17 protein-coding genes are annotated in these 17,630 nt (G+C 54.7%); 5 read left to right on the top strand and 12 right to left on the bottom strand.

Annotation, left to right across the window (positions count from 1 at the left end):
* The first annotated feature begins 75 nt into the window (after window positions 1–75).
* On the top strand, window positions 76–1,254 hold the full coding sequence (purT, locus tag GKAS_RS01690; protein WP_035891684.1) for a formate-dependent phosphoribosylglycinamide formyltransferase: 1,179 nt from the start codon (window positions 76–78) through the stop codon (window positions 1,252–1,254).
* A gap of 76 nt (window positions 1,255–1,330) precedes the next feature.
* Here the strand turns inward: purT and GKAS_RS01695 are convergent, their stop codons facing one another.
* The 3 genes from GKAS_RS01695 to zwf form a co-directional block, all read right to left on the bottom strand.
* A complete protein-coding gene (locus GKAS_RS01695; RefSeq protein ID WP_035891686.1) occupies window positions 1,331–1,972 on the bottom strand; it encodes a bifunctional 4-hydroxy-2-oxoglutarate aldolase/2-dehydro-3-deoxy-phosphogluconate aldolase in 642 nt (213 codons plus the stop codon).
* A gap of 39 nt (window positions 1,973–2,011) precedes the next feature.
* On the bottom strand, window positions 2,012–3,823 hold the full coding sequence (edd, locus tag GKAS_RS01700; RefSeq protein ID WP_035891688.1) for a phosphogluconate dehydratase: 1,812 nt from the start codon (window positions 3,821–3,823) through the stop codon (window positions 2,012–2,014).
* Between the two features lie 231 nt (window positions 3,824–4,054).
* A complete protein-coding gene (gene zwf / locus GKAS_RS01705) occupies window positions 4,055–5,530 on the bottom strand; it encodes a glucose-6-phosphate dehydrogenase (RefSeq protein ID WP_035891689.1) in 1,476 nt (491 codons plus the stop codon).
* Window positions 5,531–5,926: 396 nt separating this feature from the next.
* Here zwf and GKAS_RS01710 point away from each other — a divergent pair, with 396 nt between their 5' ends.
* Both GKAS_RS01710 and pyk read left to right on the top strand, forming a co-directional pair.
* Window positions 5,927–6,796: a MurR/RpiR family transcriptional regulator gene (locus GKAS_RS01710; protein WP_035891692.1), complete on the top strand. Its 870-nt coding sequence runs from the start codon at window positions 5,927–5,929 to the stop codon at window positions 6,794–6,796.
* 101 nt (window positions 6,797–6,897) lie between these two features.
* The gene (gene pyk / locus GKAS_RS01715) at window positions 6,898–8,340 is read left to right on the top strand and encodes a pyruvate kinase (protein WP_035891694.1); all 1,443 of its coding nucleotides are present in this window, start codon (window positions 6,898–6,900) and stop codon (window positions 8,338–8,340) included.
* An 84-nt stretch (window positions 8,341–8,424) separates the two neighbouring features.
* Here the strand turns inward: pyk and lpxM are convergent, their stop codons facing one another.
* The 3 genes from lpxM to znuA all read right to left on the bottom strand — a co-directional run bounded on the left by lpxM (window position 8,425) and on the right by znuA (window position 11,826).
* Window positions 8,425–9,423: a lauroyl-Kdo(2)-lipid IV(A) myristoyltransferase gene (lpxM, locus tag GKAS_RS01720; RefSeq protein WP_035891695.1), complete on the bottom strand. Its 999-nt coding sequence runs from the start codon at window positions 9,421–9,423 to the stop codon at window positions 8,425–8,427.
* Window positions 9,424–9,531: 108 nt separating this feature from the next.
* The gene (gene mepM / locus GKAS_RS01725) at window positions 9,532–10,854 is read right to left on the bottom strand and encodes a murein DD-endopeptidase MepM (RefSeq protein ID WP_035891697.1); all 1,323 of its coding nucleotides are present in this window, start codon (window positions 10,852–10,854) and stop codon (window positions 9,532–9,534) included.
* Between the two features lie 12 nt (window positions 10,855–10,866).
* Window positions 10,867–11,826, bottom strand: a complete 960-nt coding sequence (znuA, locus tag GKAS_RS01730; protein ID WP_035891699.1) for a zinc ABC transporter substrate-binding protein ZnuA — start codon at window positions 11,824–11,826, stop codon at window positions 10,867–10,869.
* A 77-nt stretch (window positions 11,827–11,903) separates the two neighbouring features.
* On the opposite strand from znuA, the gene znuC reads away from it, so the two are divergent.
* Together znuC and znuB are read left to right on the top strand one after the other, a co-directional pair.
* Window positions 11,904–12,659 (top strand): zinc ABC transporter ATP-binding protein ZnuC, encoded by a 756-nt coding sequence (gene znuC / locus GKAS_RS01735; protein ID WP_035891701.1) that lies wholly within the window; start codon window positions 11,904–11,906, stop codon window positions 12,657–12,659.
* Window positions 12,656–13,444, top strand: a complete 789-nt coding sequence (gene znuB, locus GKAS_RS01740) for a zinc ABC transporter permease subunit ZnuB (RefSeq protein ID WP_035891702.1) — start codon at window positions 12,656–12,658, stop codon at window positions 13,442–13,444. The genes znuC and znuB overlap by 4 nt, the downstream gene beginning before the upstream one ends.
* 83 nt (window positions 13,445–13,527) lie before the next feature.
* On the opposite strand, the gene GKAS_RS01745 is transcribed toward znuB, so the two are convergent.
* The 6 genes from GKAS_RS01745 to nudB form a co-directional block, all read right to left on the bottom strand.
* Window positions 13,528–13,980: a hypothetical protein gene (locus GKAS_RS01745; protein ID WP_035891704.1), complete on the bottom strand. Its 453-nt coding sequence runs from the start codon at window positions 13,978–13,980 to the stop codon at window positions 13,528–13,530.
* Between the two features lie 165 nt (window positions 13,981–14,145).
* Window positions 14,146–15,156 (bottom strand): Holliday junction branch migration DNA helicase RuvB, encoded by a 1,011-nt coding sequence (gene ruvB / locus GKAS_RS01750; protein ID WP_035891705.1) that lies wholly within the window; start codon window positions 15,154–15,156, stop codon window positions 14,146–14,148.
* Window positions 15,157–15,164: 8 nt separating this feature from the next.
* Window positions 15,165–15,776 carry a Holliday junction branch migration protein RuvA gene (ruvA, locus tag GKAS_RS01755; RefSeq protein WP_035891707.1) on the bottom strand — a complete coding sequence of 204 codons (612 nt, stop codon included), beginning with the start codon at window positions 15,774–15,776 and terminating at the stop codon, window positions 15,165–15,167.
* Between the two features lie 81 nt (window positions 15,777–15,857).
* Complete coding sequence (gene ruvC, locus GKAS_RS01760; RefSeq protein ID WP_035891708.1) at window positions 15,858–16,379, bottom strand: crossover junction endodeoxyribonuclease RuvC; 522 nt, start codon at window positions 16,377–16,379, stop codon at window positions 15,858–15,860.
* Between the two features lie 34 nt (window positions 16,380–16,413).
* The gene (locus tag GKAS_RS01765; RefSeq protein WP_035891711.1) at window positions 16,414–17,157 is read right to left on the bottom strand and encodes a YebC/PmpR family DNA-binding transcriptional regulator; all 744 of its coding nucleotides are present in this window, start codon (window positions 17,155–17,157) and stop codon (window positions 16,414–16,416) included.
* A 28-nt stretch (window positions 17,158–17,185) separates the two neighbouring features.
* Entirely contained in the window at window positions 17,186–17,629 is a 444-nt protein-coding gene (nudB, locus tag GKAS_RS01770; protein ID WP_035891712.1) for a dihydroneopterin triphosphate diphosphatase, read from the bottom strand.
* Window position 17,630: the final 1 nt, after the last annotated feature.

Raw genomic sequence — 17,630 nt, forward strand, 5'->3', positions numbered from 1 at the left:
TGTGCCACTCGCAAGACAGACGCAAACGTTTTCGTTTATAATGCGCCAAACTTTGGATAGACGGTGGAATGGGTAATGACGTTATTAGGAACAGCTTTGCGTCCCGCTGCGACGCGCGTAATGCTTCTGGGTTCAGGTGAGTTAGGTAAAGAAGTGGCGATCGAATGCCAGCGCTTAGGCATTGAAGTGATCGCCGTCGATCGTTACGCCGATGCGCCAGCGATGCACGTCGCGCACCGCGCTTACGTTATCAACATGCTCGATGGCAATGTCCTGAAAGCACTGGTTGCGCAGGAAAAACCGGACTTTATCGTCCCGGAAATCGAAGCCATCGCCACGGATACGCTGATTGAGCTTGAGCAGGCGGGCCAGAAGGTGGTGCCGTGCGCCCGAGCGACCAAATTGACGATGAACCGCGAAGGCATTCGCCGTCTGGCGGCAGAAACGCTCAAGCTTCCAACCTCAGCCTACCACTTTGCCGACAGCGAAGCGCAGTTCCGTGAGGCGGTCACCGATATCGGCCTGCCGTGCATCGTGAAGCCCGTCATGAGTTCATCCGGGAAAGGCCAGACCTTTATTCGCCATGAAGACCAGTTGGCGCAGGCCTGGCAGTATGCGCAGGAAGGCGGTCGCGCCGGTGCGGGCCGAGTGATTGTGGAAGGCGTGGTTAATTTTGATTTCGAAATCACCCTACTGACCGTTAACGCCGTCGACGGCGTGCACTTCTGCGCTCCTGTCGGCCATCGCCAGGAAGATGGCGACTATCGTGAATCCTGGCAGCCGCAACAGATGAGCGAACTGGCGCTGGCACGCGCGCAGGAGATCGCCCGCGAGGTCGTGCTGGCGCTGGGCGGATACGGTCTCTTCGGTGTGGAGCTGTTTGTGTGCGGTGACGACGTGGTATTCAGCGAAGTGTCCCCTCGCCCGCACGATACCGGCATGGTGACGCTGATTTCGCAGGATGTATCGGAATTTGCCCTGCACGTTCGCGCCTTCCTTGGGCTGCCGATTGGTGGCATCCGTCAGTACGGTCCGTCCGCTTCTGCCGTACTGCTGCCGACGCTGACCAGTCGCAACGTCACCTTTGATAACGTGCAGAATGCACTGGAAGCTGGCGTACAGCTGCGCCTGTTTGGCAAACCAGATATCGCGGGTTCTCGTCGCATGGGCGTCGCGCTGGCAACCGCAGACAGCGTTGAAGAGGCCGTGGAACGCGCCAAAATCGCCGCGGCGGCAGTCGTCGTTCAGGGATAAGAAAAAAGGCGGGCTGCTTACGCATACCCGCCCTTCTTTTGCTTACCCGGCTATCAGACCGGGCGCAGCGAACACCTTACAGCTTCGCGCCTTCAACCGCTTCGCGAGCCAGTTTGGTGATGCGATCGTAGTCGCCTGCTTCCAGCGCGTCGGCCGGCACCAGCCAGGAACCGCCGATGCACAGAACGCTTTTCAGTGCCAGGTAGTCACGGTAGTTAGCTGGAGAGATACCGCCGGTTGGGCAGAAACGAATCTGAGAGAACGGACCCGCGATTGCCTGCAGCGCTTTCACGCCACCGTTCGCTTCAGCCGGGAAGAATTTGAACTCTTTCAGGCCGTGTTCCATACCCAGCATCAGTTCAGACACGGAGCAGATACCTGGGATCAGTGGAATGGTGCCCGCGGTAGCGGCTTTCAGCAGGTTGTCGGTCAGGCCTGGGCTGATAGCAAACTGCGCGCCAGCGTCGGTCACTTCTTTCAGCTGCTGAGCGTTGGTCACGGTACCCGCACCCACGATAGCGTCCGGCACTTCTTTTGCGATAGCACGGATAGCGTCCATCGCACAGGCAGTACGCAGCGTCACTTCCAGTACGCGTACGCCACCAGCAACCAGCGCTTTCGCCATCGGTACAGCGTGCTCAAGCTTGTTAACCACGATTACCGGTACTACCGGGCCAGTGGTCAGGATTGCTTCTGCAGTTGTTTTCCAGTTTTTCATCAGAAATTTTCTCTCGCCAGATCTACAAAACGTGTCATCTTAAAAGGTAATACAGGTTGCGCCCTGTTCTGCGCCGGACAGTTTTTCCCGTAATGCGCCAAACAGTTCACGGCCTGTCCCCACGCGCGAAGCGCTCAGATCAGGAATATGCGGTTGGCGTGCGGCCAGTTCGGCTTCATCAACCAGCAGCGTCAGCTCGCCGGTCTGGCCATTGACGCGGATCATGTCGCCATCTCGCACTTTCGCCAGCAGGCCACCGTCATATGCTTCAGGGGTTACGTGGATCGCTGACGGCACTTTACCGGATGCACCGGACAGTCGTCCATCAGTGACTAACGCAATTTTGAAACAGCGGTCCAATAATACACCAAGTGGCGGCATAAGTTTATGTAATTCTGGCATGCCGTTCGCTTTTGGCCCTTGATGGCGCACAACAACCACGCAATCTTTATCCAATAAGCCTGCTTCGAAGGCTGGCAGCACATCGTGCTGACTCTCAAACACCACCGCTGGCGCTTCAATAATCTGGTTTTCAACCGGGACGGCTGAAGTCTTCATGACCGCGCGGCCCAGGTTGCCACTCAGGACTTTGGTACCGCCATGTTTAGAGAACGGCTTGTCGAAGGTGGCGATGATGTTGTCATCCAGCGAAGCCGTAGCGCCTTCGCGCCAGTCGAGCTTGCCTTCGTTCAGCCACGGCTCCATGGTGTAGTGAGAGAGACCGAAACCGGCTACCGTGTTTACGTCTTCATGCAGAAGACCGCCCTTCAGCAGTTCACGGACCAGCACAGGTACACCGCCCGCCGCCTGGAAGTGGTTGATATCCGCCGGGCCGTTCGGATAGAGACGCGCCATCAGCGGCACGACTTCTGACAGGTCAGAGAAATCATCCCAGTTGATGATGATGCCCGCCGCGCGCGCCATCGCCACCAGGTGCATGGTGTGGTTGGTCGAACCGCCGGTTGCCAGCAGCGCCACGATACCGTTAACCACCACTTTTTCGTCGATCATCTTACCGAGCGGCATCCACTCGTTACCGTTACCGGTCATACGCGTCACCTGACGCGCAGCGGCAGCGGTCAGTTCTGCACGCAGCGGAGCATCCGGGTGAACAAAAGAGGAGCCCGGCAGCTGCATGCCCATAAATTCGATCACCATCTGGTTGGTGTTGGCGGTACCGTAGAAAGTGCAGGTGCCCGGAGCGTGGTAGGACGCGGCTTCGGACTCCAGCAGCGCATTACGATCCACTTTGCCTTCAGCATAAAGCTGACGAATGCGTACTTTTTCTTTGTTCGGCAGACCACTCGCCATCGGGCCCGATGGAATAAAGACGGAAGGCAGATGACCAAAGGAGAGCGCCGCCATGGCAAGCCCTGGGACGATTTTGTCACACACACCAAGGTACAGCGCGCCGTCAAACATATTATGAGACAGGCCTACCGCAGCAGACATCGCAATCACTTCGCGGCTCAGCAGAGAAAGCTCCATGCCGTCCTGCCCTTGGGTTACGCCGTCGCACATAGCCGGCACGCCGCCCGCGACCTGACCGACCGCATTCACGCTATGCAGCGCTTTACGGATCACATCCGGGTAGTGTTCATACGGCTGGTGGGCAGAAAGCATGTCGTTATAGGAGGTAATGATCGCGATATTGTTACGCAGCATGCTCTTCAGCGATGCTTTATCGTCGGGCTGGCAGGCGGCAAAACCGTGCGCCAGATTACCGCAGGCCAGTTCAGAACGGTGAACCGTTTCAGTTTTGGCCTGATTGATACGCGCCAGGTAGGCTTCACGCGTGTCGCGCGAGCGTTCAATAATACGATTTGTTACCCGTAACATTACAGAGTTCATAAAGGCTCCTCAAATTTTTCTGTCCAGGCCGCTATCTTACACGGGTAAATCATTGGTCTGATTTATCGAAAATCACCGTATAGCGCAGCTCAGAGGCAAAGGTCTACCCGTAGTGTAATAAAAAAGCCCCGGTGGTGAATCCACTCGGGGCTTAAATGAGCAAAAATAGCACTACATGCTGTGTTAGATCATGTTACCGGTAAAATAACCCTTCCGGATTATCGCGGTCCCTTATTCGAACTCGTTCCAGGAACGGCCGTCACGGGTGATCATCGCGACCGAAGCAACCGGTCCCCAGGTGCCAGCCTGGTATGGTTTAGGGGCGTCTTTATCGCTTGCCCATGCTTCAGTGATGGAGTCGACCCACTTCCAGGCCTCTTCCACTTCGTCGCGGCGAACGAACAGCGCCTGGATACCACGCATGGTTTCCAACAGCAGACGTTCATAGGCATCCGCCAGGTGAGTCTGATTAAAGGTCTCTGAGTAGCTCAGATCCAGCTTGGTCACCTGCAGGTTATGCTTGTGCTCCAGACCAGGAACCTTGTTAAGGATCTGAATATCCACGCCTTCATCCGGCTGCAGACGAATAGTCAGCTTGTTCTGCGGCAGTTCAGGCCAGGTTTCTTTGAACAGGTTCAGTTCAGGGTTTTTGAAGTAAACGACAACCTCAGAGCATTTGGTCGGCAGACGTTTGCCGGTACGCAGGTAGAACGGCACGCCTGCCCAACGCCAGTTATCAATATCCACGCGAATAGAAACGAAGGTTTCGGTGCTGCTGGATTTGTTAGCGCCCTCTTCTTCAAGGTAGCCTGGGACTTTCTGCCCCTGCGCGAACCCTGCGGTATACTGACCGCGCACGGTTTTATCACGCACGTTGCTGCGGTCGATGCGACGCAGCGACTTTAGCACTTTCACTTTCTCATCACGAATGCTGTCGGCGCTCAGATCGGACGGCGGAGCCATCGCAATCATGCACAGAATTTGCAGCAGGTGGTTTTGAATCATATCGCGCATCTGACCGGCCTGGTCGAAGTAACCCCAGCGGCCTTCAATCCCGACTTCCTCAGCAACGGTAATTTCCACGTGATCGATAGTGCGGTTATCCCAGTTGTTCACAAACAGGGAGTTGGCAAAGCGCAGCGCCAGCAGGTTCAGAACCGTTTCTTTACCCAGATAGTGGTCAATACGATAAACCTGGCACTCTTCAAAATATTCGCCCACCTGGTCGTTAATCTCGCGGGAAGTTTCCAGCGAAGTGCCCAGCGGTTTTTCCATGACGACGCGCGCCGGTTTAGCGTTCAGCTTCGCTTCACCCAGGCCGCGGCAGATGGCGCCAAAGGTGCTTGGCGGCATAGCGAAGTAGTTGATGGTGGTGCGATTTTTTTGATCGAGCATCTCGCCAAGACGCGAAAATGCTGGCGCATCGTTGACATCGAGGTTGCAGAAGTCAAGGCGTGCGCTGAGGGTGTTCCACAAACCTTCATCAATCTTCTCTTTCATGAAGGTTTCGAGCGCTTCGCGGACAACTTTGGTGTATGCCGCTTTATCCCAGTCGGCACGGCCGACGCCGATAATCCGGGTGTCCGGATTAATCTGGCCAGCTTTTTCCAGCTGATACAGGGAAGGCAGCAATTTCCGGCGGGCCAAGTCGCCCTTCGCGCCGAAAATGACCAGATCGCATGCCTGGGCCGTTTGCGTTACCGCCATGTCATTCTCCTCAGTTTATATTCCCGGTTCTATGCCAGGCTATCTACCCGTCACCGTTCAGCTTTTGCCGAAAAGCGACGGATATCGTTGTAATTTTCTTACGGTGCACTGTACTGTGTTTACGAAATTGCCGAAACCCTTTAACGCCTTTCGCCGGCTCCGATCGCACAATTCGGAACCATTGCGGCTGCGGCATTAGGCAATCCGCCAGTTTTGTTCGTTCTTTCGCCTGAGCCTCGTCTGTTAAAATACGACGGTGATCATGTTATGAAAAAAACAACATTTTTTGCTGTTCCTCTTCGCTTTTCACTCAGCTTCAGGGGTATATTCTTGCTAAAACGCCTGCAGATTTCACCCATTAATGGAATCGTTTCAATCTATGAGCAACTTGTCACGATGAACATGCTGGAAAGAATCCAGACCCAACTGGAAAACCTTAGCAAATCCGAGCGAAAAGTGGCGGAAGTTATTCTGGCCGCGCCAGAACAGGCAATCCATTCAAGCATTGCCGCACTCGCGCTTGAAGCCGAGGTCAGCGAACCCACCGTTAACCGCTTCTGCCGCAGTATGGAGACCCGAGGTTTCCCCGACTTCAAACTCCATCTTGCCCAAAGCCTAGCCAACGGTACACCGTATGTTAATCGTAATGTTGATGAAGATGACAGCGTTGAGGCTTATACGGCGAAAATTTTCGAGTCGGCCATGGCGAGCCTGGCACACGTTCGCCAGTCGCTCGATATGTCGGCGGTTAATCGTGCGGTAGACCTGCTAACGCAGGCCAAGAAAATTGCTTTCTTTGGCCTGGGTTCTTCCGCCGCCGTGGCGCATGACGCGATGAACAAGTTTTTTCGCTTTAACGTCCCGGTCATCTATTCTGATGACATCGTATTGCAACGTATGAGCTGTATGAATTGCAGCGACGATGACGTTGTGGTGCTGATTTCCCATACCGGCAGAACCAAAAGCCTGGTCGAGGTCGCCCAAGTGGCGAGGGAAAATGATGCTATGGTTATCGCCATCACCTCCGCCGGCACGCCGCTGGCCAGAGAAGCGACCCTCGCTATCACGCTGGACGTTCCCGAAGATACCGACATCTATATGCCGATGGTTTCCAGACTTGCGCAGCTAACCGTGATCGATGTCCTGGCAACCGGTTTTACCTTACGTCGAGGGGCGAAATTCAGGGATAACTTGAAGCGAGTCAAAGAAGCATTAAAGGAATCGCGGTTTGATAAAGAGCTTTCCGCACACAGCGATAATCACTAAAACCGATAATAACGGTGTATTCGATTTAAACATTCGGTAATGATTGATACCGGATCCCTATTCACGCAACACCTGAGTTGTATTAGTCAACGGAGTATTACATGTCCAGAAGGCTTCGCAGAACCAAGATCGTCACCACGTTAGGCCCAGCAACCGACCGCGATAACAACCTCGAGAAGGTAATTTCCGCCGGTGCTAACGTCGTACGCATGAACTTCTCTCACGGTACGCCAGAAGATCATCAGCTACGCGCTGACAAAGTACGCGAAATCGCAGCAAAACTGGGCCGCCATGTAGCTATTCTTGGCGATCTGCAAGGACCAAAGATTCGCGTTTCTACCTTCAAAGAAGGTAAAGTTTTCCTCAATATCGGCGACAAATTCCTGCTCGATGCCAACCTCGGTAAAGGCGAAGGCGACAAAGAGAAAGTGGGCATCGACTATAAAGGTCTGCCTGCTGACGTCGTGCCGGGCGACATCCTACTGCTGGACGATGGCCGCGTACAGTTGAAAGTGTTGGAAATCCAGGGCATGAAGGTATTCACCGAAGTGACCGTCGGTGGCCCGCTGTCCAACAATAAAGGCATCAACAAGTTAGGCGGTGGCCTCTCGGCTGAAGCGCTGACCGATAAAGACAAAGCGGATATTCATACCGCGGCTAAAATTGGCGTTGATTACCTGGCCGTCTCCTTCCCGCGCTGCGGTGAAGACCTGAACTACGCTCGCCGTCTGGCGCGCGAAGCCGGCTGCGATGCCAAAATCGTCGCCAAAGTGGAACGTGCGGAAGCCGTGTGCAGCCAGGACGCGATGGATGACATCATTCTGGCCTCCGACGTCGTGATGGTTGCTCGTGGTGACCTCGGCGTTGAAATCGGCGACCCTGAGCTGGTCGGTATCCAGAAAGCGCTGATTCGTCGCGCTCGTCAGCTTAACCGCTCCGTGATCACCGCGACCCAGATGATGGAGTCGATGATTACCAACCCAATGCCAACCCGCGCGGAAGTCATGGACGTGGCGAACGCTGTGCTGGACGGTACCGATGCGGTGATGCTCTCAGCGGAAACCGCTGCGGGTCAGTACCCTTCTGAAACCGTTGCCGCCATGGCGCGCGTTTGCCTGGGTGCAGAAAAGATCCCAAGCATCAACGTTTCTAAACACCGTCTGGACGTACAGTTCGACAACGTGGAAGAAGCCATTGCCATGTCGGCAATGTATGCGGCTAACCACCTGAAAGGCGTGACCGCCATCATCACCATGACCGAGTCTGGCCGTACCGCGCTGATGACCTCCCGTATCACCTCCGGGCTGCCTATCTTCGCGATGTCCCGCCATGAGCGTACGTTGAACCTGACAGCGCTGTATCGCGGCGTGACGCCAGTCTTCTTCGACAGCGAATGTGACGGCGTTGCGGCGGCACACGACGCGGTAAATCTGCTGCGTGATAAAGGCTATCTGATGTCTGGCGACCTGGTTATCGTTACCCAGGGCGACGTGATGAGCACCGTGGGTTCAACCAACACCACGCGTATTCTGACCGTTGAGTAAGTTATTCTCGCTATAAAAAAACCGGACAATGCCGGTTTTTTTATCTGCGTAACCGGCTAAGCGTCGTGTCGCCGGGCTACGGGGCTATTTCTTTTTCTTTGGATAGAGTTCTTTACGCTGATACGGCTCGGTTTCACCCGGCTTGCGCGTTTTCAGCAGCTTCAGGATCCACGTGTACTGCTCAGTATGCGGCCCAACGAAAATCTCCACCTCTTCGTTCATTCGACGCGCAATGGTGTTGTCATCCGCTTCCAGCAGGTCATCCATCGGTGGGCGAACCAGAATGGTCAGGCGATGCGTTTTGCCATCATAAACCGGGAACAGCGGCACTACGCGCGCGCGGCACACCTTCATCAGACGGCCAATCGCCGGCAGCGTGGCTTTATAGGTAGCAAAGAAATCCACGAACTCGCTGTGCTCTGGGCCGTGATCCTGGTCCGGCAGATAGTAGCCCCAGTAGCCCTGACGGACGGACTGAATAAACGGCTTGATGCCGTCGTTACGGGCGTGCAGACGACCGCCAAAACGACGACGAACAGTGTTCCAGACGTAGTCGAAGACTTTGTTGCCCTGATTATGGAACATCGCCGCCATCTTCTGGCCCTGCGACGCCATCACCATTGCCGGGATATCAACGCCCCAGCCGTGCGGTACGAGGAAAATGACGTTTTCGCCATTGGCACGGAGCTCATCGATAATCTCCTGCCCCTGCCAGTCGAGGCGCGGCAGAATTTTTTCCGGCCCTTTCAGCGCCAGTTCGGCCATCATAACCATTGCCTGCGGCGCGGTGGAAAACATCTCATCAATAATGGCTTCGCGCTCAGCTTCGCTTTTATCCGGGAAGCAGTACAGCAGATTGATCTGCGCGCGACGGCGAGCGCTGCGGCCAAATTTACCCGCCAGGCGACCGAGCTTACCCAAAATAGGGTCACGGATTTTTGCCGGTACGTAAGCAATCCCCGCAAATGCCAGTACGCCTAACCAGGCACCCCAGTATTGAGGATGGCGGAAAGATTTCTCAAACTCGGGAATGTATTCACTGTTATTTTTTTCGTTTCCATGCCTATTCCGGGGTTGAATCATCGGTCAATGTGGATAATCAGATAGTGTAGCGAGGCCGGGTGCTTCGCACAAAAGAAAAAGCCGGTGCTGTAAAGGCACCGGCTCTGAACGGATACTTCTTAGGCGAAATTAGTCGAAACGCAGCTGTGGCAGCACTTCTTTCACCTGGGCCAGGTAATCGGTACGATCCGAACCGGTCAGCCCTTCGGTGCGCGGCAACTTCGCCGTCAGCGGGTTCACCGCCTGCTGGTTGATCCATACTTCATAGTGCAGGTGCGGGCCAGTAGAACGTCCGGTGTTACCGGAGAGCGCAATACGGTCACCACGTTTCACCTTCTGACCTGGTTTCACCAGCAGCTTACGCAGGTGCATGTAGCGCGTGGTGTAGGTACGACCATGACGCACGGCGACATAGTAACCTGCTGCGCCACTGCGCTTCGCTACCACCACTTCACCGTCACCGACGGCCAGCACCGGTGTGCCTTGTGGCATTGCGAAGTCCACGCCACGGTGCGGCGCTACACGACCGGTTACCGGGTTCAGACGACGCGGGTTAAAGTTTGACGACACGCGGAACTGGCGCGCGGTTGGGAAGCGCAGGAAGCCCTTCGCCAGCCCGGTACCATTACGGTCGTAGAACTTACCGTCTTCGGCGCGGATCGCGTAATAATCTTTGCCGTCGGAGCGTAAACGCACGCCCAGCAGTTGGCTCTGTTCACGCTTGCCGTTCAGCATTTCGCGTGACATCAGCACCGAGAACTCGTCACCTTTTTTCAGCTTACGGAAGTCCATCTGCCACTGCATTGATTTAATCACCGCGCTGACTTCCGCGCTGGTTAAACCGGCGTTGACGGCGCTGGTGACGAAACTTCCACCAACGGTGCCTTTCACCAGGCTGTTAACCCAGTCGCCCTTCTGCAACTCGCTGCTCATTTTAAAACCGTTAGCAACGCGATCGTAGGTACGGGTTTCACGGCGCGACATCTCCCAGGTTAAACGCTGTAAATCACCATCGTCATTCAGCGTCCAGGAGAGCTGCTGCCCCACTTTCATATTTTTCAGATCTTTATCAACCGAGGCGAGCTGGCTGATATTCCCCATATCGATGCCGTACTGATTCAGGATGCTGCTCAGGGTATCGCCCGTGGATACCACATACTCATGCACACCCGTTTCGTTGTCGGCTTTATCGTCCAGCTCATCCTGAGGGATGGCTTCGTCTTCCTGCGCGGACTGATCAATCGGTTCGCTGGCCTCTGGCAGAAGCGAGCGAATTTCTTTTTTCTCCAGCTCAATCGTACGGACGACGGGGGATGAAGAGGTTGGATGGTAAACGTAAGGCCGCCAGACAGCGACGGCCAACGTGAGAACGGTGAGTGACCCCAGCATAACGCGGTGGGGCCGCGGCAAATTGTTAAATGCCAGAGCGACAGAGCGGGCTATCTGCTGCACGTATTCACTTCCTTACTTATCTCCTTTCAGGCAGCTCGCATACTGGGTCGCCAGTTGAGTAAGAAACGCCGGATAGCTTTCTTTACTCAGCTTAATGTTCGTGCCTAGAGGATCGAGCGTTCCCATGCGAACGCTGGTTCCCCGCGCAACTGATTCAACGACGGCGGGCCTGAATTGTGGCTCAGCAAAAACGCAGGTTGCTTTTTGCTCAACCAACTGTGTTCTTATTTGATGTAAACGCTGCGCACCAGGTTGAATTTCGGGGTTAACGGTGAAGTGCCCAAGCGGCGTCAAACCGTAGTGTTTTTCGTAATAGCCATAGGCATCATGAAAAACGAAGTACCCCTTTCCTTTTACCGGTGCCAGCTCGTTCGCCACCTGCTTATCGGTTGCGGCCAGATTGGCCTCAAAATCCTTCAGGTTGGCATCGAGTCGGGCTCGACTCTGGGGCATAAGTTCCACTAATTTGTCATGGATTGCAACCGCCGACAGCCGCGCTATCTCTGGGGAGAGCCACAGATGCATGTTGTACTCGCCATGATGGTGATGCGCGTCACCTTTTTCGCCGTGAGCGTGGTCATGGTCATCTCCGTCACCGGCATCATGGTCATCGTCATCTGCCCCTTTCATGAGCAACGGTTTCACTCCGTCAAGCTGGGCGATGGTGACTTTTTTATTGTCGGGAATGCTTTGCGATGACTTGTCCATAAATGCTTCCATTTCAGGACCAATCCATACGACTAAGTCCGCGTTCTGTAAGCGTTTTGCATCAGATGGACGTAGTGAATAATCATGTTCAGACGCACCGTCTGGCAGTAATACTTGCGTCTCAGTGACGCCATCTGCAATGGCTGAAGCAATAAAGCCTAACGGCTTGAGCGATGCTACAACGGCAGCATCAGCATGCTGTGCTGTCGTTCCCCAAAGTGCAGCGGATAAAGCTGCGAAAAGAAGCGTATTTTTCTGTAACATAATGCGTCTATTAATCGAAATGAATAAGTGAAGTGTGATATTATAACATTCACTATCTTGTGCAACCCCTAATTGCTATGACGAATCTTGTATCTCTGGAAAATGTCTCCGTCACCTTCGGCCAACGCCGGGTGCTCGCTGACGTCTCGCTGAATCTCAAGCCAGGCCGCATTCTGACGCTGCTTGGTCCGAATGGCGCGGGCAAATCAACGCTGGTACGCGTGGTGCTCGGCCTCGTAGCACCTAGCGAAGGTGTTGTCATCCGCGATAAACATCTGCGCATTGGTTATGTGCCGCAAAAGTTACATCTCGACGCCACATTGCCGCTGACCGTCAAGCGATTTTTACGTTTACATCCGGCGACGCGAAAAGAAGATATTCTGCCCGCGCTGAAGCGCGTTCAGGCGGGACATCTGCAGGACGCCCCCATGCAGAAGCTTTCCGGCGGGGAAACCCAGCGCGTGCTGCTCGCGCGTGCGCTGCTGAATAAACCGCAGCTGCTGGTACTGGATGAACCGACTCAGGGCGTGGACGTTAACGGTCAGGTTGCGCTTTACGATCTCATCAACCAGCTTCGCCAGGAACTCGACTGCGCGGTACTGATGGTCTCGCACGATCTGCATCTGGTGATGGCCAAGACCGACGACGTGCTTTGCCTTAACCACCATATCTGCTGCTCCGGAACACCGGACGTGGTTTCTATGCATCCGGAATTTATCTCAATGTTTGGCCCTCGCGGTGCAGAACAGCTGGGTATTTACCGCCATCAGCATAATCATCGCCATGATTTACAGGGCCGTATCGTTCTACGTCGGGGAAATGGGCAGTCATGATTGAAATTTTACTTCCCGGCTGGCTTGCCGGAATAATGCTGGCGTGTGCTGCCGGCCCGCTTGGCTCGTTTGTTGTCTGGCGACGGATGTCCTATTTTGGCGATACGCTGGCGCACGCTTCTCTGCTGGGCGTGGCGTTTGGCCTGCTGCTGAACGTTAATCCATTCTATGCGGTTATCTTTGTGACGCTGCTGCTGGCGGGCGGCCTGGTGTGGCTGGAGAAACGCCCTCATCTCGCCGTGGACACCCTGCTGGGTATTATGGCGCACAGCGCGCTGTCGCTGGGTCTGGTGGTGGTCAGTCTGATGTCGAATATTCGTGTCGATCTGATGGCCTATCTGTTCGGCGACCTGCTGGCGGTCACGCCGCAGGATCTTATCTCCATTGCGCTGGGCGTGGTAGTGGTGCTGGCGATTCTGTTCTGGCAGTGGCGTAATTTACTGTCGATGACCATCAGCCCGGATCTGGCTTTTGTCGACGGCGTGAAGCTGCAGCGGGTGAAGCTGCTGCTGATGCTGGTCACGGCACTCACCATTGGCGTGGCGATGAAGTTTGTCGGCGCGCTGATTATTACGTCGCTACTGATTATCCCGGCGGCCACGGCGCGTCGTTTCGCTCGCACGCCGGAGCAGATGGCGGGCGTCGCTGTTGGCGTGGGCATGATAGCGGTCACCGGTGGTTTAACCTTCTCAGCGTTCTATGACACGCCTGCGGGTCCGTCGGTGGTGCTGTGTGCGGCCCTGTTGTTTATTTTCAGCATGATGAAAAAACAACCGAATACCTGAATAAACGATAAACACCTCCATAGGAGGTGATTTGAAATCGGCTAAATAAATAAGCACCGATGATAGTACCGGTGCTTATTTTATTACTGGGTACAAGCTGCTAAATACAATTTGGCGCCCTGAACGTTTTTGCCGCCTTCAATATCAAGACACTTGAGAACACCATCGGAATCAACTTTTTTCAGCTGTCCGTTGATATAGTCCCAATTACTCACAACGGTATCATATTCGCGGATATAAATTTTACCGTCTAATGGTGTGTAAGCATAATTTGGATGCGCATCCAGTCGCAGTGCGCCATTCATCTCGAAAGTGACCTGACGAATATTTTGCATACCTGGATTAGAACCACATACTCCCATCGTTGCCTGCTGGAAAGCAACACCGGTCATACACAATGTTTGTCCGTTACTGGTATTTTGAAGTTGGTCATTTACCATTTTCCATGTCTGGGTTCCGGAAATAGCCGCATTCGCTACGCCAGACATCGCGACGATAGTCAGGGCAGCAATTGATAGGACGGTCATTGATTTCATTTTGTTACTCCTCATGTATTGATGAAATTGATTTATAGCATGGGGGTTTCGCTATAAATTCATCACAAATGAGCGAGATATCTAAAATGATATGGATGATAAATCTGATGAGGAAAATAATGGGTCAGGGTCGCAGACGGAATATATCATTCCGTCTGCTCGTCATTACAGCATTTCCGGCGGCGTAATACCGAAGTGATTCCACGCCCGCGTCGTCGCAATACGGCCACGCGGAGTGCGCTGCAAGAATCCCTGCTGAATCAGATACGGCTCCAGCACGTCTTCAATCGTTTCGCGCTCTTCCCCGATTGCCGCCGCGAGGTTATCCAACCCAACCGGCCCACCGAAGAATTTATCAATGACCGCAAGCAACAGCTTACGGTCCATATAGTCAAAGCCTTCCGCATCGACATTGAGCATATCCAGCGCCTGGGCGGCGATATCTGCCGAAATGGTACCGTCATGTTTCACTTCCGCAAAGTCTCGGACTCGGCGCAGCAGACGGTTGGCGATACGCGGCGTTCCGCGCGCGCGACGAGCCACTTCCAGCGCACCATCATCGCTCATCTCCAGTCCCATAAAGCGCGCGCTGCGCCCCACGATATGCTGTAAATCTGGCACCTGATAAAACTCCAGGCGCTGCACGATGCCGAAGCGGTCACGCAGCGGTGACGTCAGAGAACCTGCGCGCGTGGTGGCGCCAATCAGGGTAAACGGCGGCAGGTCGATTTTAATCGACCGCGCGGCCGGGCCTTCCCCAATCATGATATCGAGCTGGTAATCTTCCATTGCTGGATAGAGCACCTCTTCCACCACCGGCGAAAGACGATGGATCTCATCGATAAACAGCACATCATGAGGTTCGAGGTTGGTCAGCATCGCCGCCAGATCGCCCGCTTTTTCCAGCACCGGGCCTGACGTGGTGCGCAGGTTTACGCCCATTTCGTTGGCAACGATATTGGCGAGCGTGGTCTTCCCAAGCCCCGGCGGGCCAAAAATAAGCAGGTGGTCAAGCGCGTCGCCGCGCAGCTTCGCCGCCTGGATAAAGATCTCCATCTGCGAACGAACATGCGGCTGACCGATATATTCGGCCAGTAACTTAGGACGGATGGCGCGATCCGCCACCTCTTCTGCCATGCTACTGCCTGACGAAATCAGGCGGTCTGCTTCAATCATCCTCTACCTCATAGCGCCGCGCGAAGCGCTTCGCGGATCAATGTTTCGCTGCTGGCATCCGAACGGGCAACTTTGCTCACCATTCGGCTGGCTTCCTGAGGTTTATAGCCCAGCGCCACCAGCGCAGCAACCGCTTCCTGCTCGGCGTCGTCGGCACTCGGACCCGCAGGAGACGTCAGCACCAGATCGGCGGCTGGCGTAAAGAGATCGCCATGCAGACCTTTAAAGCGATCTTTCATTTCGACAATAAGGCGTTCCGCCGTTTTCTTGCCGATGCCCGGCAGCTTAACCAGCGCCCCAAGTTCTTCGCGCTCTACCGCGTTGACGAACTGCTGCGCCGACATGCCGGAGAGAATGGCCAACGCCAGCTTCGGCCCAACGCCGTTGGTCTTAATCAGCTCTTTAAACAGCGTACGTTCCTGCTTGTTATTAAAGCCGTATAGCAGCTGCGCGTCTTCACGGACGACAAAGTGGGTGAAAACAATCGCTTCCTGCCCGGCTTCCGGCAGCTCATAAAAGCAGGTCATTGGCATATGCACTTCATAGCCTACGCCGCCCGTCTCCAGAAGAACCAGCGGGGGTTGTTTTTCGAGAATGATGCCTCTGAGTCTGCCTATCACGTGACGCTCCTGCGTTAAGGGCTAAAAGAGTAATGTACTATCATAAAAAAAGGCTGGATATTTATCCAGCCTGATTTGTGATTATCGTAATCGTCCACGCGCTAAGTTCAGCCGGGTATCGCTCATTTGCATGGCGTTCTGGCTGACGTGGCAGTGGGTAATGGCGATAGCCAGCGCATCGGCGGCATCGGCCTGAGGGTTGGCGGGAAGCTTTAACAGCGTGCGGACCATATGCTGAACCTGGCTTTTTTCCGCACTACCAATACCCACGACGGTCTGTTTCACCTGGCGGGCGGCGTACTCAAAAACCGGGAGTTCCTGATTGGTAGCGGCGACAATCGCCACCCCGCGCGCCTGCCCCAGCTTAAGCGCCGAGTCGGCGTTTTTCGCCATAAAAACCTGCTCAATAGCGAAATAGTCCGGCTGGAACTGGGTGATAATTTCCGTCACGCCTGCATAAATCAGCTTCAGGCGTGACGGAAGATCGTCAACCTTGGTGCGGATGCATCCGCTGCCAAGGTAGGTTAGCTGTCTGCCAACCTGGCGAATGACACCATAACCGGTGATGCGCGACCCCGGGTCAATGCCGAGAATAATAGACATCACGCACCTCCTGTCAGGTTGCGGAACAGCCACCTCATTCTAAGGTTGCTGCAACCTCGTCAGAGATTTCGCCGTTGTGGTAGACTTCCTGAACGTCGTCACAGTCTTCCAGCATGTCGATGAGACGCATCAGTTTTGGTGCCGTTTCAGCATCCATGTCCGCTTTGGTGGACGGGATCATAGACACTTCTGCCGCGTCAGCCTTCAGGCCAGCCGCTTCCAGCGCGTCACGTACTTTACCCATTTCTTCCCACGCGGTGTACACGTCAATCGCGCCGTCGTCGAAGGTCACAACGTCTTCAGCACCAGCTTCCAGCGCCGCTTCCATGATGGTGTCTTCGTCGCCCTGCTCAAAGGAAATAATCCCTTTTTTGCTGAAAAGGTAAGCAACGGAACCGTCGGTACCGAGGTTGCCACCGGTTTTGCTGAACGCATGACGCACTTCAGCAACGGTACGGTTACGGTTGTCGGACAGACATTCGATCATCACCGCGGTGCCGCCAGGACCGTAACCTTCATAGATGATGGTTTCCATGTTGGAATCTTCATCACCGCCCACACCGCGCGCGATAGCACGGTTCAGGGTGTCACGCGTCATGTTGTTGGCCAGGGCTTTATCTACCGCAGCACGCAGACGTGGGTTCGCATCCGGATCGCCGCCGCCCAGTTTGGCCGCCGTCACCAGCTCACGAATGATCTTGGTGAAGATTTTGCCGCGCTTAGCATCCTGCGCCGCTTTACGATGTCTGGTGTTGGCCCATTTACTATGACCTGCCATAAAAATATCTCCAAAAAACTATGCCCTTTCAGGCAGCGTTAATGACAAATTCTTCAATCGCCTGCCGGTTGCTCCACGACTTGGTGAGCGCCGCCGCGGCGGGCGCATCGAGCCACTGGTAGGTCAGATGCTCGGTGAACACAACTTCCCGCTCATGGGGCAGCGCAAGACAGAACCAGGATTCTGTATTGCGCTCAACGCCCGGCGCATAGCGATGACGTAAATGTTGAAAAATTTCAAACTCCACCGTGCGTTGACAGTCCATCAAGGTCAGTTGCTCAGAAACAACGTCTATAGTGACCTCTTCCTTTACTTCACGCATGGCGGCCTGCGACGCGGTTTCCCCCTCTTCCAGGCTGCCGGTAACCGACTGCCAGAAATCAGGGTCATCGCGTCGCTGCAGCATCAGCACCCGCTTACTGTCCTGGGCGTAAATCACCACCAGAATAGAGACGGGTCGCTTGAATGGCATG

Source organism: Kluyvera ascorbata ATCC 33433 (genome assembly GCF_000735365.1).
Classification (GTDB): domain Bacteria; phylum Pseudomonadota; class Gammaproteobacteria; order Enterobacterales; family Enterobacteriaceae; genus Kluyvera; species Kluyvera ascorbata.